Here is a 25,447-nt window from a genome sequence, read left to right as displayed (position 1 = left end):
GGTATGTCATATCACGCTGAGGGCTAAAGCCTTAGAACGCCGAAGAAGTAGCGTTCAGAACGCCAGTGCCCAGACCAACGAAAATCAGGATACCGAGCGCAATGCGGTACCAGATGAAAATGCCGTAGGACTTCGAAGACACGTACTTCAAGAACCAGCCAATCATCAGGTAACCCACCACAAACGCAACCAGAGTAGCCACGATAGTCGAGGGAATACCGTAGTAGCCGGTCGCCTCAGCACCAGTGAACACCTTGAAAGTCTTGTACAGACCAGACATGAACACTGCCGGCAGAGCCAGAAGGAACGAGTAACGAGCCGCAGCCTCACGGGTGTAACCCATGAACAGACCCGCAGTAATCGTACCGCCCGAACGGGAAACACCCGGGATCAGTGCCAGCGCCTGCGCGAAACCGTACAGAATACCGTGACGGAAAGTCAGGTCCTTCAGCTCACGCTGCTCACGGCCGAAACGGTCCGCAAGACCCAGGAACACCGCGAAGACAATCAGCATGGTCGCCACAACCCACAGGCTGCGGAACTGGGTGTCAATGTAGTCTTCCAGCAGCAGGCCCAGAACGCCGATGGGCAGGGAGCCGAAAATAATCAGCCAACCCATGCGGGCATCCGGGTCGTTGCGCGGTACGCGACCGGTCAAGGATCCGAACCAGGACTTCAGGATGCGAACAATATCGCGCCAGAAGAAAATCAGAACCGCAGTCTCAGTACCCAGCTGGGTGATTGCGGTAAACGCGGCGCCCGGGTCAGCCCTCTCCGGCAGGATCTGGCCAACAATGTTCAGATGCGCCGATGATGAAATCGGCAGAAATTCGGTGAGGCCCTGAACGAAGCCCAAAATAATTGCTTGAATCCATTCCACGCATTCAAGGATACAGGAGGCGCACCCGCCCGGGGCGGTTCGCCGAGGGTGATGTGGAACTTCCGCAAACCTGCCCGTCCACACTGTGAAACGCTCAGGGTTCCGTTTTGGGCGGTACACCGCGGTGCATTCACGTCTCAGCTGCGTGTCAAAGGCGCGTCAACGGCACAAGCGTACTAGCCACACGACCAGTCAAAAACACCGGTCTCAAAATCAAAAACAGCGCTACCGCACCCAAAATTCAGCACATCAAACTCATCGAACTCAATATAACGAGCCGACAGGCCCTCCGGCAGAGCCTGCGCATAAAAATGAGTGCCACCCAGGTGAGTATTCACCGCAATCAGCGGCTCCGCCCACTCAAACCACGCCGAATCCTCCGCATCCCAATCGAAAGGACTCAGATAACCGGTCTGCGGGTCAACATTCTCAAACACATCACTGGGGACCTTACCGGCATTCGGGTCATCCGTCGGAACCCACCCCAGCAGAGCAGGCTTACGATCCAGCGGCTGCTGACGATCCGCCAAAGCCCAGGCGCTGAAGCTCTCCTCCTCACCACGATGCTCACCGGGCCGGCGCACATCCTGCGGCAGCTCCGTACGGGAAGAGAACTCCTCCTCATTCAGGTACAGCACCGCAAACTCGGCATCCAAAATATCGCGCAACAACAACTGATACGGATGCACCCGCGCCTGCGCATACTGCACCTCAAACGGATCATCACTTGCAGCATTAGCAACACCCTCAGTCGCATCATCCTCAGCGAACTGGCCATCACCGGCAAAGAAAGAGAAAGCTACCACGCCCGGATACTTCTGTGCATCCGGCAGGTACTCCCCCGGCAGCTTCACCGTGAAAATGTGTTGCATCGGCAAACCAGTAAACGTACTGCGCGGCCACTGATCCTGCTCAATACCGGGACCGGTAGAACCCACCCAGCCAGCCTCCCACACCTCGGGGGAACCGGCAGGCAGAGCAGTATCATCACCACCGCTCAACTCATAATTCCATGCACGAGCAGAAGAATCGGTGCCCGCCGCATCAACGGGGCTAAACACCATCGCGTAGCTTTTCATGAGAGTTCCTTCTCTGCAGACTATTCGCCTAATCCGTCCCGCAGTCCGCCAATGCGCACATCACCTGCGCGCATTAAATGCGTAAGGGCGGGATACATACTCCCAGTATGCATCCCGCCCCCGCGTCATGCACGGTTAACGGTCACCAGCCAGCCGGTCACCCGCAAACCTGCACGAAGCATCAACGGTTATCGCTTACGCCTGACGCTCATCACGCAGCGCACGGTTCACAGCCGAAATCATCGCCTTCAAAGCCGCACGAGTCGTCGAGTTGTCCACACCAATACCCCACAGCACGCGAGAACCAACAGCAGCCTCAACGTAGCACGCCGCGTTAGCAGTCGACGAAGACGACATGGTGTGCTCCGAGTAATCCATCACGCGAATATCCACACCCTCGCCCGACAGGATGTTCTGCAGAGCATCCACCGGACCGGTACCCGAAGCGGAACGAGTGTAGGTGTGGCCATCAATGTTCAGACCAACACGCAGAGTGGTCGCACCGGTATCAGCCGAATCAATGTTAATCGACTCAATACGGTACTTACCCCAACGGTTCTGCGGATCCGGAGCCGGCAGGTACTCATCCGCGAAGATGTTCCACAGCTTCTCGCTGGTCATCTCGCCGCCCTCAGCGTCAGTACGAGCCTGAACAATCTTCGAGAACTCAACCTGCGCACGACGCGGCAGATCCAGACCGTGATCCTGCTTCAGCAGGTACGCCATACCGCCCTTACCGGACTGCGAGTTCACACGAATAATCGCCTCATAGGTACGACCCAGGTCGCGAGGATCAATCGGCAGGTACGGAACCTCCCAGTACACCTCGTCCACGGTCTTACCCGCCTCAGCAGCGGTACGCTCCAGAGCCTCAAAGCCCTTCTTAATAGCGTCCTGGTGAGAACCAGAGAACGCGGTGAACACCAGGTCGCCACCGTACGGCGAACGCTCGTGCACCTTCAACTGGTTGCAGTACTCAACAGTCTTACGGATACCGTCAATATCAGAGAAATCAATCTGCGGATCAATACCCTGGGTGTACATGTTCAGACCCAAAGTCACCAGGTCAACGTTACCGGTGCGCTCGCCATTACCGAAGAGGCAACCCTCAATACGGTCAGCGCCCGCCAGGTAACCCAGCTCAGCAGCAGCCACGCCGGTACCGCGGTCATTGTGCGGGTGCAGCGACAGCACAATGTGCTCGCGGTGGTTCAGATGGCGGTCCATCCACTCGACAGAGTCGGCGTACACGTTCGGGGTAGCCATCTCAACGGTAGCGGGCAGGTTCACAATCAGCTCGCGGCCGTTCTGACCGACCTCCAGCTCCTCAGCCACAGCGTTCACCACGCGAGCCGCGTACTCAAGCTCGGTGCCGGTGAAAGACTCGGGCGAGTACTCGTAGATAACCTTAGTGTCAGAAATCATCTGCTCTTCGTACTTGCGGCACAGGCGCGCACCCTGCAGGGCGATGTCCAGCACGCCCTCCTGATCCTGGTTGAACACCACGCGACGCTGCAGCACGGAGGTCGAGTTGTAGAAGTGCACAATCGCCTGCGGTGCGCCCTCAATCGCCTCAAAAGTGCGGGCAATCAGGTGCTCACGCGCCTGCACCAGAACCTGAATGGTCACGTCCGAAGGAATGTGGCCGTCCTCAACGAGAGTGCGCACAAAATCAAAGTCAGTCTGGGACGCCGAAGGGAAACCAACCTCAATTTCCTTGTAACCCATCTTCACCAGCAGCTTGAACATCGCAAGCTTACGGTCGGTGTCCATGGGGTCAATCAGCGCCTGGTTGCCGTCACGCAGATCCACTGCGCACCAGCGCGGAGCCTTCTCAATGACCTTATCCGGCCAGGTGCGGTCCGGCAGGTCAACAACAATCTGCTCGTGGAAAGGGCGGTACTTGTGTACCGGCATGGGGCTGGGCTTCTGGTGGTTTTTCATCATGAATTCCTGTGGGTTGGTCCGTCTCGCTCTACCCCAGTTTCGGGGCTCGTACCTGCCGGGATATCGGTCCCCCGGCTGCCGTGTTCAAGGCGGTGCATCGTAAAGGATGCGAAGGTGAGATGCCGCGTCAAAAAGCCGGAACGGTTGCGGCAGATTCTAGCGTGCCCCGTTCCGGCGAATAAGCAGCAGGTTCGCTGCCTGGCGGGTAAACCCGCGCATGCTCTCACCGTGAATAGTCATACCTCCACGCTATCACAGCGGCTGGAGGCGGTGGCACAGCACACGGCGCGCCGTCCATCATCTGGAAAGAATTACCGGCGAGAATTAACGACGAAGGGGCGTAGCCACCATTCCTGGCGCTACGCCCCTTCATTCGCTATTCACGCATCTGCGCTATGCCCTACTAGCTACAACCTAGTAGGCGAAAGCAGTCTGGCACTTATTCTGATCAGCAGTCTGACCGGTCGCGTTACCCGCAATCGCAGCCTCCTGCTTCTCCATCGCCTCACCGGACGGGAAGTCAGTACCGATCGTTACCGACACGCCCTGAACCTCTTCGGTCGCCACCACGCGGGTCACGTTCAGCTTCGCGGCGATCTCCTTCGCCTCAGCCTCGTAACCGGACGAGTAGAACACAGTGGTGAAGTTCGTCGGGTTAGCGGAAGTACCCGGAGTAACATTCGTGTAGCCCAGGCCCTCAATCACCGAAGCGATCGTAGCCGAGCGACCATCCAGGCCGGTCGCGTTGTACACGTTCACCGGAACCGTATGATCCAGCTGAACCGGAGCGGCAGAAGTAGCCGGAGCCTTCTCCTCCTTCAGCGACTTATCGTCACGCAGACGCTGGAACACATTCGCAGCATCCGCAGAAACCTGCAGGCGGTTCTCATCCTGGCTCCACGGCTCAGTCGGCACCGTCGCAAACACAACATTCGACAGGTCCACGCCACCGAGAGTCGCACCAACACCCACCAGAGTGCTGATATTACCCAGGTTCTTATCCACGGTCACGTTCTGAGTAATCGCCTCAGCAATATTAATCAGACGGCCCGGATTCGATAGAGTACCCTCGCTCTTCACCTTACGCAGCAGCGAAGACAAGAAGCCCTGCTGAGCCTGAATACGACCAATATCGGAGCCATCCGAGAAGCCGTGGCGGCTACGCAAGAATGCAAGAGCCTGCTCACCCTCAACAGTGGAAGTACCCGCAGGAAGCTTCAGACCGCTGTATTCGTCATCAATCGGAGCGTCCACACAAACCTGAACGCCGCCAACAACCTTCGACAGCTCCTTCACAGCGTTAAAGTCCACCAGCATAAAGTGGTCAATATTCACGCCGGTCAGCTTGCTAATGGTCGCCACAGTACAACCGGCACCGCCGCGAGACAGAGACTCGTTAATCTGAACGTTCTCCTCAGCCGGGTACACGGTGCCGCTCTCAGGGTCAGTACACTGCGGCACATCAACCATCAAGTCACGCGGGAACGACAGAACGCTCACGTTCTTGCGGTCCTTGCTGATCTGCAGAAGCATCATCACGTCCGCGCGAGCCTCAGAATTGCGGTCATCCTCATTACCGTACGCGCCGTTATTACCCTTACGGGTATCGGAACCAATCACGAGAATGTCCAAGGCGCCGTTCTCCAGGCCATCCTTGTAATTGCTGATGTTCAGCTCCTGAGTATGCAAATTATTGCGCATACGCAGAGCCAACACGCCACCAAAGCCAACAACAATGACGAGCATGCACGCGGTAAGCAGAGCAATCCACTTATTGCGGTTTGAAGTCAGCACCGTCGTGCGCATATGACGACCAGTGCTTCGTAAACGAGGTGCCTGGGGCATACCTTTTCTCTTTCTGCCGGTGAGCAAGTGCTTTCTCAGAGTAACACTCTTCCCTATGAGCGCCGAATGAGAGTGAAAAGTTTCACCCGGAGGCAAGCACACATTAGTGCAAGCCACCGGGTGAAAACTAGGGATGCGCGACCGCCCCCAAGGGCAACCGCTCAGGGTTGCCTCTCAGGGCGATGCGCTCAGGAAAGCTACTAGAATCCCAGGCGGTTCAACGCACGCGCGTCAGACTGCCATTCCTTCGCAACCTTCACATGAATATTCAGGTAAATGCGGGTACCCAGCATCGCCTCAATCTGCTCACGAGCCTTCGTACCAATCTTGCGCAGATTCGAGCCACCCTTACCGATAATGATGTACTTCTGCGACTCACGCTCCACAAACAGGTTCACGTGCACATCCAGCAGCGGATTATCCGCCGGGCGGCCCTCACGGAACTCCATCTCCTCAACCGTCACAGCAATCGAGTGGGGCAGCTCCTCACGCGCACCCTCCAGAGCAGCCTCACGCACCAGCTCCGCAATGAGGGTTGCCTCCGGCTCATCGGTCAGCTCACCCTCCGGGTACAGCGGCGGCGACAGCGGAGTGTACTGCGCCAGCAGGTCAGCGACCGCATCCACCTGGAAATGCTTCACAGCAGACACCGGGATAATCGCAGCCCAGCCGCCCTTACCGTCAACCGGCATCGGCTCAGAAACCTCACCCGCACGGCGCTTAGCCGCAGGGCCCGAACCCTTCGCGAAAGGCACAGTATCATTCTTGCCGCCCTTACCCTTGGGGCCCTTACCCTTCTGCTTCGCACGATGCGCGGCACGCTTAGCACGAGCCGCGCGCTCAGCGCTCATGACCTCCTCGCCGAGTGCCTCAACAGCCAGCAGCTGCTCACGCAACTCCTCAGAGCTCACGGTGTCAGCCTTCGTCACAATCGCGACGACCGGCTTATTGCTCGACGCCACCAGCTGCGACGCAATGTAGCGGTCACCCGGGCCAATCTTCTCATTCGCCGGAATGCAGAAGCCCAGCACATCCACCTGCGAAAGGGTGCTTGCCACCAGGTCGTTCAGACGCTCACCCAGCAGAGTGCGGGGGCGGTGAATACCGGGGGTGTCCACCAGAATCAGCTGGTACTCGTCCTTGTGCACAATACCGCGGATCGTGTGGCGGGTCGTCTGCGGACGGTTCGAGGTGATAGCCACCTTCTGGCCAACCATAGCGTTCGTCAGAGTGGACTTACCCGCATTCGGGCGGCCCACCAGCGACGCAAAACCCGAACGGAAATCCTTCGGGTAAGTCGGCAACGGGGTGCTCAAGTCCAGAGTGCTCAAATCGAGCGGGGTGTACTCCTGGTCCATTGTGTTTCTCCTTATCAAACCCCGTGCGGGGTGTGTGGGGTGCCAGACTCATCTACCGTGCGCCTTCGGGGCGGGGCGGCTGGCTCAAAGTGTGTATGGGATGATGCGGCGTCTATGTTCGATATTTAGCGGTTGCCGTGCTTATCGGTGGCAGGTTCAGCCTCTGCGGTATCTCCCGGAAGACCCGGATGCGGGTGCGGGTCCGCCACCGCCGGCGGCTCAGTGTCCAGGGCGAGAGCATCGGCGGTTTCATCCTCCGGGGAACCCTCAGTGCCCTCCTGCTCATCACAAGGCGGCTCGTACCACGCCTGCAGCATATCCACCTGGTGGCGGCGGCCCGACGAACCAATCGCACGAATATGAATGCCGTCAATCTCAATCTCAGAACCAACAATCGGCACCATACCCAGATGCTTAGCGAGCAGACCGCCCACCGTATCAACATCTTCATCCTCGAGTTCACGACCGAAAATCTCACCCAGCTCATCAATGCCCAGACGAGCCGACAGACGGAACGTGCCGTCATCGTTCAGCGTGTACTCGGGGCGCTCGTGGTCGTACTCGTCAGAGATGTCGCCGACCAGCTCCTCAATGAGGTCCTCAAGAGTAATCAGACCGGCGGTTCCGCCGTACTCATCAACCACGATTGCCACGTGCGTGGACTCGCGTTGCATCTCACGAAGCAGGTCCATGGCGCGCTTCGACTCAGGCTCAAAACGAGCCGGACGCATCAGCTCAACCACGGTCGGCAGGGCGGTACCCGCGGGGGCCTCACCGTGCAGGATGAAGGCGCGCATCGCGTCCTTCAGGTAGAGCACGCCCAGAATCTCATCGCTCGAATCACCAATCACCGGCATACGCGAATAACCCGAACGCAGGAACAGGCTCAGCGCCTCACGCAGAGTGGTGTCGCGGCTGGCGGTCAGCATGTCGGTACGCGGAACCATGAGCGAACGGATGCGGGTATCGTCCATCTCAAAGACGGACTGCACCATCTGCGCCTCGTCATCCTCAATGGTCTCAGCGTCGGAGGCGCGGTCCAGGAACTCGCGCAGTTCCTCCTCATCGAACACACCGACCGGGGCTTCAGCCGAACGCTCCGGCGCCAGGCGCACACTGAACTTATCGAGCAGACCGGTCGCCGGGCTCAGCAGAACCGACAGGTAGTGCACCGGGCGAGCCAGCACACGAATCGACGCGACCGGGCGGTTACGTCCCAGAGCGCGTGCCAGCACGTGCAGAATCGGGTAACCCACCAGCGCAACGATTACGAGGGTCAGCACGGCGGCGAGCGCGTGCACCTCGACCAGGTTCAGCAGGCAGGTCATGGTGGCGAGCACCGCGGCGGCTGCCGCAATGAGGCGGGTCAGGCGCAGCGGGTGCGTGTACGCCTCGGAGTCACCGTCGAGGGTGCGCTGCAGGACGCGTGCGCCGAGGGTGTCCGGGTGTGCCTCCACGGCTTCTTCCGCCTCGTTGTGTGGCAGGTAGGTGAACGCGGTTTCGGCGATTGCCGCGACCACGGTCAGACAGAGCGCAAGAACGGCGAGGAGGGCTGTAAGTAGAATATCCACGCCGCTCCCCTAGTGTCGGGTTTCGACCGGTGCGGGTCGGCCCAGGAACTCTTCGAGGATGGAACGCTGAATGCCGAACATTTCGGCTTCCTCTTCGGCGGTGCCGTGATCGTAGCCGAGGCAGTGCAGAATGCCGTGGGTGGTGAGTAGGCACAGCTCATCGAGGGTGCTGTGGCCCGCGTCTGCGCCCTGACGTGCGGCAACGGGCGGGCAGAGGATGATGTCGCCGAGCATGCCGCTGGAGGGGTTTTCGGGGGTTCCCGGTTCCAGCTCGTCCATGGGGAAGCTCATCACGTCAGTGGCGCCGGGCAAGTCCATCCACTCGATGTGCACGCGTTCCATCTCGTCTTCGTTCACAATCGCGATGGACAGGTAGGTGTCATCGGCAAGGTGCATGCGCTTGAAGGCGTGCTCGACGAGGCGGGTCAGCACCTCGGTATCTACCGCTTCGAAAGATTCACGGACGAAGGCATCGGTTGCCGGATCGGCACCGGTTGCGGGTTCTTCACAGTCGAATTCGATCTCTGCCACCGTTTAGCGTCCTTCCGGGGTGGTCTGTGCGTTGTCGGAGTTTGCCTGGTTCTGCGCGGCGTTCTTTTCAGCGTTCTTTTCGGAGCCGCCGTTAATGCCGGCGCGGTCCAGGAGCTTCTCGGCTGCCGCCTCGATGGTGGCGCGCTTGACCTTGCGGTTGCGCTTGCGTTCCATTGCCTTCTGGTCCTCGCCCCACTGATCGTAGGCGGACACAATGTTCGACACCAGGGTATGGCGCACCACGTCAGAGGATTCCAGGATGCTGAAATGAATATCCTCCACACCCTGCAGAATGTTGCGCACCTGCTTCAGACCGGATGCGGCACCACCGGGCAGGTCAACCTGCGTAATGTCACCGGTGATGACCATCTTCGAGCCGAAGCCCAGGCGGGTCAGGAACATCTTCATCTGCTCGGCGGTGGTGTTCTGTGCCTCGTCGAGGATGATGAACGCGTCGTTGAGGGTACGGCCGCGCATGTACGCCAGCGGTGCGACCTCAATGGTGCCCGCCTCCATGAGCTTGGGGATGGTTTCGGGCTCGAGCATGTCGTGCAGTGCGTCGTAGAGCGGGCGCAGGTACGGGTCGATCTTCTCGTTGAGGGTGCCGGGCAGGAAGCCCAGACGCTCGCCAGCTTCCACGGCGGGGCGGGTGAGGATAATGCGGTTCACCTCGTGGCTCTGCAGTGCCTGCACAGCCTTCGCCATGGCGAGGTAGGTCTTACCGGTACCCGCCGGGCCGATACCGAAGATCACGGTGTTCGCGTCGATAGCGTCCACGTACTTCTTCTGGTTAATGGTCTTGGGGCGAATCGTGGTGCCGCGGGTAGACAGAATGCTGGTGGACAGCGAGTGCGCCGGGTTGCTCAGTTCGTCACCGAGCATGCCCATGAGGCGGTGAATGACCTGCACAGTAATCTGCGTGTCGTGGCTGGAGAGCACGCGCAGCTCGTTCAGCAGCTTAGCGGCGGTGTTGACGGCCTCGGAGGGGCCGGTGATGAGCACGTCCAGGTCCTTGGGACGCAGGCTAATCTGCTCGAAGTAATCCTCGATGATGCTCAGGTGCGCGTCCTGCGGGCCGAGCACGGCAATCATCTCTGCGGCGCTCTTGAAAGATACGGTGCGCGCGGTCGACAGAGGTCGGGAGGTAGTCATATGGGCTCCTTGGCTAGTGATGTATTTACAAGTATAGATGGGTGTGATGCGTCACGCCCCGGCCGGGTTCCAGCAGTTGGGTTTTACCGGCCGGGTTTAGCGGCAGCGCTCTACCAGCGGCCCAGCACCACGTTCAGGGTGCACATGGCGGCAGATCCGGCGGTGGAGGAACGTAGCACCTCGTCACCGAGCAGTGCCAGCTGCGCGCCGGCGTCGGTGAAGAGCTGCACTTCGCGGTCGCTAATGCCGCCTTCGGGTCCGACGAGCAGGTAGATTTCTTCGGGCAGGTTCTCTGCCTCGACGAGCTTGCGTGCCAGGGCGCTGAGGCGTTCGGTCGCTTGCTCATGCAGGATGAACACGGCGGCGGACTGCTCATCACCGGCAACTTCTTCGATGAGTTCCACCAGGTCGGTAGTGCTGTACAGGTCGTACACCTCGGGAATAAGCGCGCGGCGCGACTGCTTCGCCGCGGCGGTCACCGTGTTCTGCCACTTGGTGTGTGCCTTGGAGGCGCGCTCCCCCTTCCACCGCACAATCGAACGGTCCGCACTCCACGGCAGCACGCCGTACACGCCCAGCTCGGTCGCCGTCTCGATGGCGAGCAGGTCGCGGCCGTCCTTTGCGAGCGCCTGCACCAGGTAGATGGAGGGCACGCTACGTTCCTCGCTCAGTTCCTGCACCTGCACGCTCACGCCGTCCGTGTTGATGGAGGCGACCGTACCGAGTGCGCGGCGGCCGGTGCCGTCACCCAGGTCGATGCGTTCGCCGAGCTCAAGGCGCTTGACGAGGGCGTGCTTGCCTTCGGAGCCGCCGAGCGCGTGGACGGCGCCGGGGGTGAGTGCGTCGTATTCTTCCGTGCTGATGTAGAAGATGGGGGCGCTCATGGTTCTCCTTGAGGGTGCGGTTTGAAAGCTCGGGTAGTGTGTGGGTGCGTGGTACTGACAGGAAAGCGGCGGGTGCGGGTTGAGTACCGCACCCGCCGCATCCTGAGCTTGGTGTAGGGATCCTACTTGAACTGGTCCTTCAGGCGGGAGAAGAGACCGCCGCGCTGCTTAACCTGCGCGCCTTCGTTCAGCGGCTCGTTGCGCAGTGCCGCGAACTGGCGCAGCAGTTCACGCTGTTCTTCGGTCATGTCGGTGGGGGTGACCACCTGAACGCGTACGAGCAGGTCGCCGCGTCGTTCGGTGCCGAGCACGGTTGCGCCCAGGCCGTTGAGGGTGATCACGTCACCGCTCTGAGTGCCGGCGGGAATGTTGACTTCCTGGTCGCCGTCGAATGTCTTCAGCGGAATGGTGGTGCCCAGTGCCGCCGCAGCCATGGGGATGTTGACGGTGGTGACCAGGTTGTCGCCCTCGCGGCTGAAGTACTTGTCGCGCTTGACGTTCAGGTCAATGTACAGGTCGCCGTTGGGGCCACCGTACAGGCCTGCCTCGCCCTTGCCGCGCAGGCGGATACGCGCCTGGTCGTGCACGCCGGCGGGGACGTTAAAGGTCAGCGGAACGTCTTCGCGCACGCGGCCCTGACCGTGGCATTCGGCGCAGGGGGTCTTGATGACGGTGCCGTAGCCGTGGCAGTCGGGGCATTCAACCTGCTGCATGACGGTACCGAGGATGGACTGCACGCGGCGCTGCATGAAGCCGTGGCCGGAGCAGGTGGTGCAGGTTTCGGGCTGGGTGCCTTCTGCGGTGCCTTCACCGTTACAGGACTTACAGGTCACGGCGGAGCGACGCTCAATGGTCTTCTCAACACCGAAAACGGCTTCTTCCAGGGTGATGGAGACGGTAATCAGGTCGTCCTGGCCCTGGCGGGTGCGGGATGCGGGACCGCGGGCACCTGCCGCGCCGCCGGTGAACATGTTCAGCAGGTCCTCAAAACCGCCGAAGCCGCTGAATCCGCCGCCCGGGTAGCCACCGCCTCCGGGGTAGCCTGCGCGACCCTGTTCGTCGCCGGTGGTGTCGTAGTTGCGGCGCTTTTCAGGGTCGGAGAGCACCTCGTAGGCGAGAGTGACGCGCTTGAATTCTTCGGCTGCGTCCTCGGAGGGGTTCACGTCGGGGTGCAGCTGGCGTGCCTTCTTTCGGTACGCCTTCTTGATCTCTTCGGGGCTGGCGTCTTTCGATACGCCGAGAGTATCGTAGTGGCTCATGCGTTTCCTTCCTCTCGAGACGATGGCGGTGCTCGATGAGTGCACCGCCAACAATGGTCGTATCAATTCTAGGGGATACTACCCCCGACCCGATACAATGGCTAGGCTGAAAGGGGCTCGCTCCCGCTATCCGCTTAATCTGCGGCGCGCGCCCCTGAAATCGGCTCCGTAGACCTACCGTATCTGTGCCCCTACCGCCTGCGAAGATTGCCCCGAAGGAGAATACGTTGAGTACCCACCACTCCCCCTACGGCTGGGGTGCCCAGGATCTAAACGCCGCCCGCATGAGCCGCCAGGCGCCGCCTCCGCGTAAGGTTCCGCTGCAGCGCGGCCTGCTGATTGAGGATATTAACGGCTGGGTGGGCGAGGTCGTGAAGGCTGAACGCATCGGCGGTGCACTCTTCTTCGGCCTGGAGGACGCGAAGGGCCGCGTGAAGAATTTTCCGCTGGGTCCGGGCTACCTGATTGAGGGTGAGCCCGTCGAGATTGTTGCCCCGGTGGCGGCGAAGGAGCCCAAGCGCACGATTTCTCGTTCTGGTTCTATTGCGGTGAAGAACGCCCCGGCTCGGGTGGCGCGCGCCTCCCGCATCTGGGTTGAGGGTCTGCACGACGCCGAGCTCGTGGAGAAGGTCTGGGGCCACGATCTGCGCGTTGAGGGCATTGTCGTGGAACCGCTGCACGGCGTAGATGACCTTGCCGGTGCCATTCGTGAGTTCGCGCCGGGCCCGGGCCGCCGCCTGGGTATTCTGGTCGACCATCTGATTGAGGGCACGAAAGAGCAGCGCATCGTCGCGGAGGCGCTTGCCGTGCCGGGTGCCGCCGGGCACGTGAAGATCGTGGGCCACCCGTTTATTGATATTTGGCAGGCGGTCAAGCCCTCGGTGCTGGGTTTGAAGGCGTGGCCGCAGGTGCCGCGCGGCGAGGACTTCAAGAAGGGCACGCTGCGTCGCCTGGGTCAGCCGCACGAAACGCAAGCGGATGTGGCGCAGGCGTGGAAGCATATTCTCTCCCGCGTTGACTCCTACGCTGACCTGGATCCGACGCTGCTCGGTCCGGTCGAATCGCTCATCGATTTTCTCACCGAGCCGGGCGTCTAACCGCGCCCGAAATCCGCTATTGCGCCCCCGTCTGCGGGCGCAGGTGTGAGTTTGCTCAGAACCTTTCCCGCGAGGGCATTATCCTGTGGGTTTTGTTCCCTAAAGCGGTACAATAGTTGAGCGTGTGGCATTGCCCCTGTGGGTTTATGTTGCACCCTCACTACACTCTTAGGTCACCACCGCTCAAACGATTTGCCTCTTCGGAGGGTATTTCCACCGGCTTAGGTGATCACCACAAGAAACTTCTATCGAACCAGGATTTTCGTGACTAACGATGTTCGCCCGGCAACCGGGCCTCAGAAAACCCGTAAGATTAGCGTGATTCAGGACCGCAACCGTGCGACTCTCGCGCATTTCGGCGGTATTCTCGGCATCATCCCCTCCGCAGCGGTTTTCTACGTCAGCCGCAATAACGCGCCCTTCGCAGAGCAGGAAGCTCGCGAGGCAATGAACTTCACCCTCCTGCCCTCCATTGCTCTGGTGGCGCTGTGGGTTGTGTCGTTCCTGCCCGGCATGGGCAACATTGCCATGGTTCTGGGCGCGCTCGTGTGGCTGTTCATGGCTGTTGCGTCGCTGCGCGCCGGCATTGAGGTGAACCGCGGCGAGCCGTACAGCTACCGCATTAACCCGCGTCTGCTGGACCGCTTCTACTCCACCGATAACGCTGATTCCTAAGAATCGCGCTGATAGCTTTTACGATGAACGCCCCGCACGTTGTGTGCGGGGCGTTCTACGTTTAAGTGGGGCTTCTTTGCCCAGTGCGCGTGAATTGCCGCAAACTCTACCGAATGGTGCTGTAGATAATCGTTGTTAAACGATCGTGGGCCCCTGTTACCAGGAGCCCACAACCGTATTCACTCAACTTCAGCAAAGACGAGAACACGCTGTTAGACATATACCGTCCTGCCATGACCTATTATGGCACAGCGTAACCTTCAACCACAACTTGAAATTGGGTGTTTTGGAAAATTTTTTCTCAGGAAAGTATTCGAAAAATACGAACTCTAAAAGTAGTACGAAAGAGTGGAAAATTCTTTCAGCTAGTCCAGCACAAATGCGAACAATTAGCACGCCGGTGTAAGGTCTGGCGCTCCCCTGAAGCTCCCCCAAACAGCCCCGAAAAATTTTTTTAAAAGTTTTTCTGAACCCACGAAAACACCCCGAAATCACCGAAATATTACGGCAATCCCGGGGTGTACGCCGCGTGCAGGCGGCGGCAGGGACGGCGCCCAAGTGGAGCTGCGACAGACCTGCGCCAGCATGCCACTCAGATTGAAAAGCCCCTTGTCAGACCAATGCTTCTTAGTGCTCCTCGTGCTCTTCCGAGACCTCCGGGAGCAGCTCACGGGTGACCGCATCGCCCAGCAGGCAACCCTTGAGGGTTAGTCGCACGTGGGATTCAGGGTCAGGTTCAGCTTGAGAATTCAAAGCATCAGGTTCAATCAGAGCTTGAGAAACCAGCCAGCGTAGGGAGGCACCCAGCTGCGTCTCGTCGTGTACGGCGAGTAGCTCGCGCATCGCCAAACCCTCACGCACACGGATCATGAGCATAATCGTCTCAAAAGCACGGGTGGCGGTGTCCAGCACCTCACGTGCCGCCGCCGGGGACTCCCCCGCACGCACCTTCTGCGCGTATGGCACCGGGTGCTTCACGTTCCACCAGCGGGTGCCGTTCACGTGCGAATGCGCACCGGGGCCGATGCCCCACCAGTCCTGGTTGCGCCAGTAGGCGAGGTTGTGGTCACTACGGGTGTCCTCGCTGCGCGAGTAGTTGGACACCTCGTACCACTGGTAGCCGGCTTCGGTGAGCAGCTCCTCGGCGAGCAGGTACATGTCTGCCATGAGGTCCTCGTCGGGCATGGTGTACTCGCCGCGGCGAATCTGCGCGGCAAGCTTCGTGCCGTCCTCCACAATGAGCGAGTACGCAGAAATGTGGTCCGGCTCGTAGGAAATCGCGGCGCGCACGCTCTGCTCCCACTGCTGCAGGGTCTCCCCCGGCGAACCGTAAATCAGGTCCACGGAAACCTGCAGGCCGACCTCCTTAGCCCAAGCAACGACCTTCGGCACGTTCGAGGGGGTGTGGGTGCGGTCGAGCACCTGCAGCACCTCGGGCACGACGGACTGCATACCGAAGGAAACGCGGGTGAAGCCGCCATCCTTGAGGGTCTGCAGGTCTTCGCGGGTGACGGAGTCGGGGTTCGCTTCGGTGGTGACTTCTGCGCCCTCGACGAGGCCGAATACGTCGATGGCTGCCTGCAGGATGCGTACGAGGTCGCGGGCGGGCAGTTTGGTGGGGGTGCCGCCGCCGAAGAAGACGGTGTGCATGGGGCGTTTTGCGACGCCGGATGCCTCGAGGGTGCGGGCGGCGAAGAGGATTTCTGCGATGGCGTCGTCGGCATAGGTGCCGAGGCCGATGCCGTCGCCGAAGTCTTCGGTGGCGTAGGTGTTGAAGTCGCAGTAGCCGCAGCGTACGGAGCAGAAGGGGATGTGTACGTAGAGGCTGAAGTCGCGGGTTTCGCATCCTGCCGCGCTGGTGGCGGGGATGCGCCCGTCGCGGGGTGCGGGGTCGCCGGTGGGCTGGGCGGGCATTCTGCCTCCTGGAAGTGGGTGTACGGGTCGTGAATCAATAATATGGCGGGTGGCATCAACAGACAGCGTGCAGAGAACCCGGCGGTACACGAGGCACCAGCCGGGTTCTCCACAATCAACAGGTCAGCACACAGCCGGAAAAGCTACAGCAGCGAAAGGCTACTTCTTCTTTTCCTTCTCCTCGCTCGAAGACAGTGCCGCAATGAAGGCTTCCTGAGGAACCTCCACACGACCAACCATCTTCATGCGCTTCTTGCCTTCCTTCTGCTTCTCCAGCAGCTTACGCTTACGCGAAATATCGCCACCGTAACACTTCGAAAGAACGTCCTTACGCATCGCACGAATATTCTCGCGGGCAATAATACGCGAACCGATAGCCGCCTGAATCGGCACCTCAAACTGCTGACGAGGAATCAGCTCACGCAGCTTAGAAGTCATCATCAGGCCGTACGAGTACGCCTTATCGCGGTGAGTAATGGCGCTGAACGCATCCACCTTCTCACCCTGCAGCAGGATGTCGACCTTCACCAGGTCAGCCTCTTCCTCACCGTCGAACTTCCAGTCCAGTGACGCGTAACCGCGGGTACGGGACTTCAACTGATCGAAGAAGTCGAACACGATCTCCGCCAGGGGCAGGCGGTAACGCATCTCCACACGATCCTCGGACAGGTAATCCATGCCGCCAATCTGGCCGCGGCGAGCCTGGCACAGCTCCATAATCGCGCCAATGTACTCGCTCGGGGCAATAATCGTACACGCCACCATGGGCTCGCGAATCGTCGCGACCTTACCCTCGGGGAATTCGCTCGGGTTGGTCACACGCTTAGCGTTACCGGCCTCATCCACCACGTCGTAAATAACGTTCGGCGCGGTCGAAATCAGGTCCAGGTTGAACTCGCGTTCCAGGCGCTCACGCACAATCTCCAGGTGCAGCAGACCCAGGAAGCCACAGCGGAAACCGAAGCCCAGAGCGGCAGAAGTCTCCGGCTCGTAAATCAGCGCGGCATCGTTAAGCTTCAGTTTATCCAGCGCGTCACGCAGCGCCGGGTAGTCCGAACCGTCAATCGGGAACAGGCCAGAGAACACCATCGGCTTGGGGTCCTCGTAACCACCCAGGGACTCCTGCGCAGGCTTCGCGGCGGAGGTGACGGTATCACCCACACGGGACTGACGGACGTCCTTCACGCCGGTAATGAGGTAACCCACTTCGCCCACGCCCAGGCCCTTCGACGGGACAGGCTCAGGGGAAATCACGCCGATTTCGAGCAGGTCATGCTCAGCGCCGGTGGACATCATCTTAATCTTCTGACGCGGCTGCAGGCTACCGTCCACAACACGCACATAGGTGACCACGCCGCGGTACGAGTCGTACACCGAGTCAAAAATCATGGCACGCGCCGGGGCGGATGCGTCACCCTGGGGGGCGGGAATCGCCTCCACAATACGGTCCAGTAGAGCCTCAACACCCTCACCGGTCTTACCCGATACGCGCAGAACCTCGTCCGGCTCGCAACCAATCAGGTTCGCCAGCTCTTCAGCGTACTTATCAGGCTGAGCCGCGGGAAGGTCAATCTTGTTCAGCACCGGGATGATGGTCAGGTCGTTCTCCATCGCCAGGTACAGGTTCGCCAGGGTCTGAGCCTCAATACCCTGGGCGGCGTCCACGAGCAGAAGCGCACCCTCACACGCGGCCAGGGAGCGGGACACCTCATAGGTGAAGTCCACGTGGCCGGGGGTGTCAATCATGTTCAGCGCGTAGGAGGTGCCGTCAACATCCCAGGGCATGCGCACGGCCTGAGACTTAATGGTGATGCCGCGTTCACGTTCAATGTCCATGCGGTCCAGGTACTGCGCCTTCATATCGCGCGGGGCAACCACGCCGGTGGCCTGCAGCATACGGTCTGCGAGGGTGGACTTACCGTGGTCAATGTGGGCGATAATGCAGAAATTGCGAATAATCGCGGGGTCGGTCGCCGCCGGAACGGGCGGGTTCTTCGACATGGGTGCCAATCACATCATCCTTTCGAGATGCTGGCTGCGGGTATGGGCATAGTTACCTATCATTTTCCCATACCCGCGCCATATGTGCGAACGGACCTAGCGCTCCGAAGAATCCTCCGCGGAATCCGCACCATCATCGGCAGGGTTTACGCCCTCGGAGGCGCCGCTGAGGGAATCCAGGTAGCCTTCAATATCCTCGGCAATCACCTCACCGGAGACAGTGCGCAGAGTCGAATCCATCTTCTGCTCAATCTCACGCACCAGCTCGACCTTCTCGTAGTCCTTCGCCATTTCTTCGGCGAGTTCCGCCTCCCACTCATCAGCGTGGGTGCGCAGGCGGTCGTACTCCTCAGAGTCGACCTTGATGCCGAGGATGACTTCCAGCGCCTCGATCAGGCTCACGACCGCGCGCGGGTTCTGCTGGTCAAAGCTCAGATACCCCGGGATGCTCATACGCAGCATGACCGAGGAGGACAGGCCGTGCTCAGCGGCGAGCGCAGACATTGCCATCGTCACCGAGGTAGAACCGGTGAAATACTCGTGCAGAATACCGGGGATAGCCGCCAGCTTCTCGTCGTGAGTGGTCAACGTGTACGGGTACGGGCGGGTGTGCGCCACCTGATCCTCAAAGGTTTCAACGAAGATTGCGTGGTCCACGTGGAGCTTCTTCACGTACTTGAAGAAGCGGGTCATGAACCGCCGCAGGCACAGGCTGGGGGCGGGGCCGGTCACCACGAGCAGGCGCAGGCGGCGCTCCGGGATGGTGACCATGTTGTAGAACATCTTGGGCCACACCAGAACCGTGGATTCGGAGTCGTCGCTGTTCTGCAGCTGCGGGGCGACGGAAGCATAGTCGTAGAAGTCGTCCATGTCGAAGCCGGGGCTCTCGTCGCACGGGTCGAACGCGCGGTGAATCACGTCGAGGGCGTCCTCACCGTTGCCCGGGGGTTCCTTCGCGGAGTTGAAACCGACCAGCATGACGGTCGTGTAGTTGTCCTCCTCGGAGGATTCGCCCAGGCCCAGCTTGCCGAGCAGGCCCTTCTTCGCGGGCTGTTCTGTGGAGGCGGGCTTGGCGAAAGCGTCAAAAAGTCGGGCGGGAGGGAAGTTCGGCTGGCTCATCATTGTCCTTAGCTCGTGGTCGGTTCACCGGGTACATGGGGTGTATGGAAAGTTCCCGGTAAACCATCGGTGGTTGTGTGGTGTGTATCGGCGGTGCTCGCTCCCCCGGTTCCGTTCGTAGCGCTGTGTACGGCGTTATTGCTTAGGGTGCGGGCGGTGTGCGGTACCGCCGATAGTTCCCACTATACGGGCTCCCGCGCGACCCGCAAGCGGTTTCGTCACCGGGCGGGCGCCTCCCCGAATCTGGGCAGGGAATCCGTACCAAGAATTGGGCATAAAGAGACCCCCTGCGTTCCCCTTAGAGGAGGGGGAACACAGGGGGTCTCTGCCCTTAAACCAGAGAGGTACTTAGGTACCCCGCAAGTTTTAGAAAGCCTTGTTTACCAGCGTAGCAAGACCGGACTTCTTGTTTGCAGCGGTCTTCTTGTGCAGAACACCCTTGGAAACAGCCTTGTCCAGCTTACGATTCACAAAACGCAGAGCCTCAACAGCAGCTTCCTGGTTCTGTGCCTCAACAGCAGCCTTGACCTTGCGGGTCGCGGTCTTCAGCTCGGACTTTACAATGTTGTTGCGCAGGCGAGCCTTCTCGTTGGTGAGGATACGCTTCTTCTGAGACTTAATGTTAGCCACAATTAAACTTTCTGTTTTGTCTTATTGGTCGGTGAGGGCGACGCTGGCCGATCATCGACTGAGCGGCGTGGGGATGCCTATGGCAACCGGCCAGCAGTGCCCGATGACCATCGGACACTCAACCACACATAATACCAGATGAACAGCCTCCACGACAGACCCCCGCGGAGAGAAAAATACTGTGAAAACCGCTACACGCAGCCTCCACATCCGGCGCAGATAATCGGCGCCGGTCGCCGGTGAAACTACCGGCACAGGGTGTTAGCCGTTATGGCGAGTCCACGCACGCTCAATCAGGCGGAACGTATCCTCCGGCATAATCGCGCCCTCACGGCGCATCGAATCCGGGCGAACACGAATCACACGGTTCAGCTTCACCTCAGAAGCGCGGCCCTGCGGATCCCACGGACCCGAACCAATATCAAGGTAGTTCGGATCAGCGTGCTCACGGTTATTGTGATCCTTGCTGGTCATCATCAGCGCCAGCAGGTACTCACCGTCACGACCCACCAGAAGCACCGGGCGGTCCTTACCCTGCGAGTGGTCCTCCTCGAAGGGAACCCACGTCCACACGATTTCACCCGGGTCAGCGTCGCCATCCAGGGAGGGCGAGTACTCAAAGTTAATCATGTCGCGGTAATCGCCCGGGTAATCCGAACCGTCGGATGCGCCGGTCGAAGCCGGTGCGGAAGGCTTAGGTGCCGAGGATTTTGCCGAGGAAGGCTTCGGGGCGCTCGGCTTGGGCGCCGAAGAGCTGGAGGTACGAGCCTCACCCTGACGAGATTCACGCTGACGAGATTCATCCTTGCGGGATTCACTCTTCTGGGAGGACTCGGAGCCGCCCTTAGACGCAGTAGCGTCGTTGAGGGCATCCTCTGCCGCCTTCTGCAGGAAGGGCAGCAGGGCAAAGAAAATTTTCTTCAGAATTTCGAGCATGGGCTCTATTATGCACTACAGGCGCGGAGGTAGAGCAATCGCCAAAACAGCCTGCTCCACCGCATACACCGCGTCCTGCGACTCGCCCTTCAGCTGCGCGTCCGCATCAGCCAAAAGCTGCACAATATGCGCCAACTGGGCGCCGGTAAAACGGCGGCCGTCACGCTGAGCCTGCTCAACCTGCCACGGTGACATACCCACCTCACGCGCCAGCTCGTTAGCGCTCAAACGCACGTGGTGCACACGCGCAATATTGCGGATACGCATGGCGAGCGCACCCAGCATCGGAATCGGCTCCGTGCCGGTGGCGAGGGAGTGGCGGAGCAGACGCAGAGCCTCCGGGGCGTTACCGGAAATCGCCGCATCACTGACGCGGAACGCGGTGACTTCGGTGCGGCCGCCGTAGTAGCGGTTCACCGCCTCCTCGGTGATGTCGCCGGGTACGTCTGAGAGCAGCTGCTGGCATGCGGCGGCAAGCTCCGCGGTGTCGGAGGCGGCAGCCGTCAGCAACGCCAGAGCCCCGCCGGTAATGGGGCGCTGAGCGGTAGCGAACTCCCCCGCCAAGAACTCGCTCTTCTCACGGTCAGTCTTGAGCGCCTTGCAGTTAATGAGCACGAACTGGGAACGCACCAGGTCGATGAGCTTCTTGCCGCGGTTACCGCCCGAGTGGTTCAAAATCAGCATGATGTCCGGCTCGGGGGCGTTCAGGTAGGCGAGCGTATCGGTCAAAAACTCATCACTCATGGAGGCGACGTTCTCAACCTCAATGATCTTCGCCGAACCGAACAGAGAGGGCGAAGCGTGCAGGATCAGCTCCCCCGCCGTGTAGGTGGCGGCGTTAATCTGAACGCGGTCCACCTCCGGGTGGATGCTGCGGAACAGCTCACGCAGGCGTGCCGCAGCGCGGGAAGCAAAGTACTCTTCGGGGCCGTAGAGCATGACGGCGGGCGCCGGGGTGACGGTACGCCACGCGGTGTCGAGGGCGGGGCCGCCTCGGCGGGCGTAGCCTCGGGAACCACCACGCTGGGTTGAACGCTTACGCTCGGACACGCTTATCACTCGCCTTTATCTGCAGGGTACGGGCTGAACTCGGCCCCGCTGCGCACGGGGGTGCTGCGCGGGTAGAGTCTCGAGTATCCATCATAGCGTTTTCTTCTCAGATGCCTCCTAGCGGTGGTTAGGGGTAGTCGGTCAGGAACGGGCGGGCTGATGGGCGGGCGCGGTGCGCGGTACCACCCGCAAATACTGCCGGTGCGTGACCGCACGGTAGCGGCGCGCATCCACCCACCACAGGGCAACGCTCAACGCCAGCACGCAGAAGGCGCTACAGACCACCGCCGGGACGCTCGAACCGGGCTCCCACGGGTTACCCGGCGCGTGCGCGGCAGTGTGTGCCGCCCACTCGATGCCCTGCCCGGCAAGACCACCGGCACGCAGGCACAGATCCGCCGCAGTGGGCAGACCCAGGAGCATGAATCCGAGTGCCGCCAGCCCGGCGAGCATACTCAGCGACGCCAAAGGAGCGGCAATCAGGTTCGCCGGAACCGAATAGAGCGGTACTTTACCGCTCATCGCCAAAATCAGCGGGGTGCACCACAGGGATGCCACGATGGGCGCGGCGAGCATTTCCGCGCAGAACACCGGCATGACGCGCATGAGCAGACGAATCAGCGGCGGGCCCAGCAGAATCAGCGCGGAGGTTGCCGTCACCGACAGGGCGAACCCCATATCCACGGCGAGGTGCGGGGCGGCAAGCAGACAGATCAGCACCGTTGTTTGCAGCGCCGCCAAGGACTGGCGACCCGAACCGCGCAGCATCGCGTAAGCACCGAGCAGACCCATGGCGAGGGAACGAATCACGGAACCCTCAGAGTCCAGTAGCATGGCGTAGGCGAGCACCGCCGCAACCCCGCACAGCACCATGACGCGGTGCGGAATGGCGAGGGTGCTCAGCCGGTGCACGAGCGGCGGCAGGGTGTGGTCATTTGGCGGGGTAGGTTGTTGAAGGTATCCAGGGCGGCGAGAACGAGCCGTGCCTCTCCCCCGCAACCACTGCTTGCAGGAACGGAACAGCAGGTATGCGCTGGCGAAACGGTACGGGCGAATCGCCAACACCAGCCGGTACGCGCCCAAAAACACAATGGCAATATTCGCCCCGGACACCGCCGTAATATGGCTGAGCCCGCTGAGCTTATACTCCTCCCGCGCGGTGGAACTCATCAGCGAATCGTCCCCGTAGGCGGTGCCCAAAACCAGTGCCGCCGACTCCGTGCCGAGGGTGTCTAGGGCGCGGGTGCGCAGCTGCTCCTTGAGCGTGGACAGGTACGGCTCCTCCGCAGTCCGGGTGATAGTGTTTGACCCGGCACCGTAGGTGGAGACTGGAAAGATAGTCGCGCCGCTCAGCTTTGCCGTGGAACCGTTGAATTCCACTGTGCCGAGGGCGGTCACCTTCATGCCAGGATAGATCGCCTGCGAGCGCGCGGTGCTGCTCCCCTGGTGCTGAGCCGCCGAACGTGCCTCCGGGCGCTGCGCGGCGCTCTTTGCCGAACCGTCACGCCGGTACACGCGCACCCGCTCATTCACCAGCGCACGCACGCTCCGACCCTGAATTTCCTCCAGCTTAATAACCACCAGAGTAGTGCGCGGATCCACGCGGCGAACCTGCTCCACCGTGCCATTCAGACGAAGCGAAGCACCCTGCGCCTGCTGTAGCGTGGCGCGGGATGCATCCACCCCCGTAGCGCACAAAAGCACCGCCTGAACCGTGACAATACACGCCAGGAAAACCAGCTGACCGGTCGTGCGAAAGAGCAGGCTGTAGGGCATCACCGCACGCGGCGGAAAGAACAGCAGAATCGCCAGGCACCCCAGCAGAGCAATGAGCACACACGCCAGCGGATGCACCACCCGCCACGTGCCCACAGTCAGCGATGCCGCGGTAAAAGCCCACAGCACCAGCACCGTAAAACTCAGGCGAAGGTCCAGGTGAATGAGGCTTCCCTGGGTGCGCAGCTCCTGCTCATCACGGCGGGTACGCCACCGTTCAGCGCCGATGCTCCAGCGGTAGCGGGCACGGCCATACGCCGTAGCCGCGGAACGGGTGAAGCGCCCGGTGAGGCGCAAGCTACCGGGAAATAGCTCCCGCTCCCCTGCCTGCTGGCGGTTCGGCCTGCGGTTCTGCCGGGGCATTAGACCGTCACCAGCGGACGCAGATTCTCCAGCATCGACGGACCAATGCCGGGCACCGCATCCAGCTCATCTACGCTACGGAAACCGCCGTGCGCCTCACGCCAAGCAATAATGCGCTGAGCCATCGCCGGACCAATACGCGGCAGGGTCTGCAGCTCCTCAGCGGTGGCGGTGTTAATGTTCACCGGGGTTGAGCCCTTCTGCGCGCTGCCTGCAGGAGTTAGCGTGCGTGCAGGCTGGGGCTGGGCACCACCCTGAGATGCACCATTCGCCGCGTTACCCTGACCCGCATTCGCCGTACCACCGTTGGGCTGAATCTGCGCCGGAGCAGCCGTCTCACCACGATGCGGTACATAAATCTGCACCCCGTCACTGAGCGCGCCGGCAAGGTTCACGCGGTCCAGGTCAGCATCCGCTGCGGCACCGGAGGCGGCGGCAATCGCATCCACGGCACGACCCTGCGCGGGCAACGTGTACACGCCGGGATTGTTCACGGCACCCGCCACGTGTACCCGCACGGTACCCTCACCGGAGGCGCCACCCGGCGCGGATTCACTCGGGTTAGCGCCCGGCTGGGCAGCGGACTGGGTGCCGGGCTGAGCACCGGGGCTCTGCTGGGCGCCCACCGCCTGCACCGACTCGGCGGAAGCGCCCGGGGAGACGACCTGCTCGGCACGCGGCGCCGCCGAAAACTGGGTCACACCCCACACCACGGCAACCAACGCCAACACCGCCACCAGAAGCAGCACGCGCGGCGACAAGCCCCAACGGGTACTGCGGGTGGTGCCGGGCTGATCAGCCTGCTCCCACTCCGCCCAGTCGTCCACCTCATTCCAATCGGGCTGCTGATCCCAGTCAGCCCAACCATTCGACTCCGGGCGGGATGCCTCGGGCTGGCTAGTCTCGGACTGGCTAACTTTAGGCTGAGCGGTACCGCGCTGAGAAGTTTCAGATTGCGAAGCTTCAGGCTGCGCAAAATCAACATCTGAGGACTCGCCCTGCGGCGCCTCGGTATCTTCGGGCGTTACCTCAGTTGAGATTGCCAGCGGCACGGTGTCCTCGGCATCCGGCGCACCGTTCTTGCGGGCGCGCGGGCTGCGGTAGAGACTGTTCATCAGGGAGCGGGCGCTACGCTGCGCGCCGCCCTGCTGGGGTGCGTTATCCTGCACAGCACCGTTATTCGGTACAGCGCTGTTGTCCTGTACAGCGCTCGGGTTCTGCAGGTGGTTCTGCTCGTGGTTGGGGGTCATGCTCGTCATACCCCTACCCTAGGCTCACGCGCGCGAACGCACGAGCGCGAACAAAGAACCTGTGGATAACTCCCCTCTCGCAACGAGAAAGAAGCCATCCACAGGCTCATTTTTGAAAAATATGCGGTTT

20 protein-coding genes are annotated in these 25,447 nt (G+C 60.9%); 2 read left to right on the top strand and 18 right to left on the bottom strand.

Annotated elements, in window-relative coordinates:
* Positions 1 to 31 precede the first annotated feature (31 nt).
* The 10 genes from RWL87_RS03525 to dnaJ all read right to left on the bottom strand — a co-directional run bounded on the left by RWL87_RS03525 (position 32) and on the right by dnaJ (position 12,506).
* Positions 32 to 880 carry an undecaprenyl-diphosphate phosphatase gene (locus RWL87_RS03525; RefSeq protein WP_294631019.1) on the bottom strand — a complete coding sequence of 283 codons (849 nt, stop codon included), beginning with the start codon at positions 878 to 880 and terminating at the stop codon, positions 32 to 34.
* Positions 881 to 1,056: 176 nt separating this feature from the next.
* A complete protein-coding gene (locus RWL87_RS03520) occupies positions 1,057 to 1,959 on the bottom strand; it encodes a hypothetical protein (RefSeq protein WP_313968934.1) in 903 nt (300 codons plus the stop codon).
* A 195-nt stretch (positions 1,960 to 2,154) separates the two neighbouring features.
* On the bottom strand, positions 2,155 to 3,903 hold the full coding sequence (gene leuA / locus RWL87_RS03515) for a 2-isopropylmalate synthase (RefSeq protein WP_313968983.1): 1,749 nt from the start codon (positions 3,901 to 3,903) through the stop codon (positions 2,155 to 2,157).
* A gap of 417 nt (positions 3,904 to 4,320) precedes the next feature.
* Positions 4,321 to 5,751 (bottom strand): LCP family protein, encoded by a 1,431-nt coding sequence (locus RWL87_RS03510; protein ID WP_313968933.1) that lies wholly within the window; start codon positions 5,749 to 5,751, stop codon positions 4,321 to 4,323.
* A gap of 200 nt (positions 5,752 to 5,951) precedes the next feature.
* A complete protein-coding gene (locus tag RWL87_RS03505; protein WP_313968932.1) occupies positions 5,952 to 7,109 on the bottom strand; it encodes a GTPase Era in 1,158 nt (385 codons plus the stop codon).
* A 125-nt stretch (positions 7,110 to 7,234) separates the two neighbouring features.
* Positions 7,235 to 8,680, bottom strand: a complete 1,446-nt coding sequence (locus RWL87_RS03500; protein WP_313968931.1) for a hemolysin family protein — start codon at positions 8,678 to 8,680, stop codon at positions 7,235 to 7,237.
* A 9-nt stretch (positions 8,681 to 8,689) separates the two neighbouring features.
* Entirely contained in the window at positions 8,690 to 9,211 is a 522-nt protein-coding gene (ybeY, locus tag RWL87_RS03495) for an rRNA maturation RNase YbeY (protein ID WP_296704032.1), read from the bottom strand.
* A gap of 3 nt (positions 9,212 to 9,214) precedes the next feature.
* The gene (locus tag RWL87_RS03490; RefSeq protein WP_313968930.1) at positions 9,215 to 10,363 is read right to left on the bottom strand and encodes a PhoH family protein; all 1,149 of its coding nucleotides are present in this window, start codon (positions 10,361 to 10,363) and stop codon (positions 9,215 to 9,217) included.
* A gap of 110 nt (positions 10,364 to 10,473) precedes the next feature.
* Positions 10,474 to 11,247, bottom strand: coding sequence for a 16S rRNA (uracil(1498)-N(3))-methyltransferase (locus RWL87_RS03485; RefSeq protein WP_313968929.1), 774 nt, complete (start codon positions 11,245 to 11,247; stop codon positions 10,474 to 10,476).
* A 122-nt stretch (positions 11,248 to 11,369) separates the two neighbouring features.
* Positions 11,370 to 12,506 carry a molecular chaperone DnaJ gene (gene dnaJ / locus RWL87_RS03480; protein WP_313968928.1) on the bottom strand — a complete coding sequence of 379 codons (1,137 nt, stop codon included), beginning with the start codon at positions 12,504 to 12,506 and terminating at the stop codon, positions 11,370 to 11,372.
* 227 nt (positions 12,507 to 12,733) lie between these two features.
* Here dnaJ and RWL87_RS03475 point away from each other — a divergent pair, with 227 nt between their 5' ends.
* Both RWL87_RS03475 and RWL87_RS03470 read left to right on the top strand, forming a co-directional pair.
* A complete protein-coding gene (locus RWL87_RS03475) occupies positions 12,734 to 13,603 on the top strand; it encodes a DUF3097 domain-containing protein (protein ID WP_313968927.1) in 870 nt (289 codons plus the stop codon).
* 264 nt (positions 13,604 to 13,867) lie between these two features.
* Positions 13,868 to 14,278 carry a DUF4870 domain-containing protein gene (locus RWL87_RS03470; RefSeq protein ID WP_313968926.1) on the top strand — a complete coding sequence of 137 codons (411 nt, stop codon included), beginning with the start codon at positions 13,868 to 13,870 and terminating at the stop codon, positions 14,276 to 14,278.
* A 627-nt stretch (positions 14,279 to 14,905) separates the two neighbouring features.
* Here RWL87_RS03470 and hemW read toward each other — a convergent pair.
* The 8 genes from hemW to RWL87_RS03430 form a co-directional block, all read right to left on the bottom strand.
* Positions 14,906 to 16,192 carry a radical SAM family heme chaperone HemW gene (gene hemW / locus RWL87_RS03465; RefSeq protein WP_313968925.1) on the bottom strand — a complete coding sequence of 429 codons (1,287 nt, stop codon included), beginning with the start codon at positions 16,190 to 16,192 and terminating at the stop codon, positions 14,906 to 14,908.
* Between the two features lie 159 nt (positions 16,193 to 16,351).
* Positions 16,352 to 18,193 carry a translation elongation factor 4 gene (gene lepA, locus RWL87_RS03460; RefSeq protein ID WP_371260001.1) on the bottom strand — a complete coding sequence of 614 codons (1,842 nt, stop codon included), beginning with the start codon at positions 18,191 to 18,193 and terminating at the stop codon, positions 16,352 to 16,354.
* Positions 18,194 to 18,289: 96 nt separating this feature from the next.
* Positions 18,290 to 19,312: a PAC2 family protein gene (locus RWL87_RS03455; protein ID WP_313968924.1), complete on the bottom strand. Its 1,023-nt coding sequence runs from the start codon at positions 19,310 to 19,312 to the stop codon at positions 18,290 to 18,292.
* Positions 19,313 to 19,678: 366 nt separating this feature from the next.
* Positions 19,679 to 19,942, bottom strand: coding sequence for a 30S ribosomal protein S20 (rpsT, locus tag RWL87_RS03450; RefSeq protein WP_049337420.1), 264 nt, complete (start codon positions 19,940 to 19,942; stop codon positions 19,679 to 19,681).
* A 261-nt stretch (positions 19,943 to 20,203) separates the two neighbouring features.
* Entirely contained in the window at positions 20,204 to 20,878 is a 675-nt protein-coding gene (locus RWL87_RS03445) for a type II toxin-antitoxin system PemK/MazF family toxin (protein WP_313968923.1), read from the bottom strand.
* Between the two features lie 15 nt (positions 20,879 to 20,893).
* Positions 20,894 to 21,928 carry a DNA polymerase III subunit delta gene (gene holA / locus RWL87_RS03440; RefSeq protein WP_313968922.1) on the bottom strand — a complete coding sequence of 345 codons (1,035 nt, stop codon included), beginning with the start codon at positions 21,926 to 21,928 and terminating at the stop codon, positions 20,894 to 20,896.
* A gap of 141 nt (positions 21,929 to 22,069) precedes the next feature.
* A complete protein-coding gene (locus RWL87_RS03435; RefSeq protein ID WP_313968921.1) occupies positions 22,070 to 24,001 on the bottom strand; it encodes a ComEC/Rec2 family competence protein in 1,932 nt (643 codons plus the stop codon).
* A gap of 65 nt (positions 24,002 to 24,066) precedes the next feature.
* Positions 24,067 to 25,326, bottom strand: a complete 1,260-nt coding sequence (locus tag RWL87_RS03430; RefSeq protein ID WP_313968920.1) for a ComEA family DNA-binding protein — start codon at positions 25,324 to 25,326, stop codon at positions 24,067 to 24,069.
* Between the last annotated feature and the right edge of the window lie 121 nt (positions 25,327 to 25,447).

It is taken from the genome of uncultured Rothia sp. (assembly GCF_963555405.1).
In the GTDB taxonomy this organism is placed as follows: Bacteria; Actinomycetota; Actinomycetes; order Actinomycetales; family Micrococcaceae; genus Rothia.
This window is presented reverse-complemented; position numbering and strand designations above follow the sequence as displayed.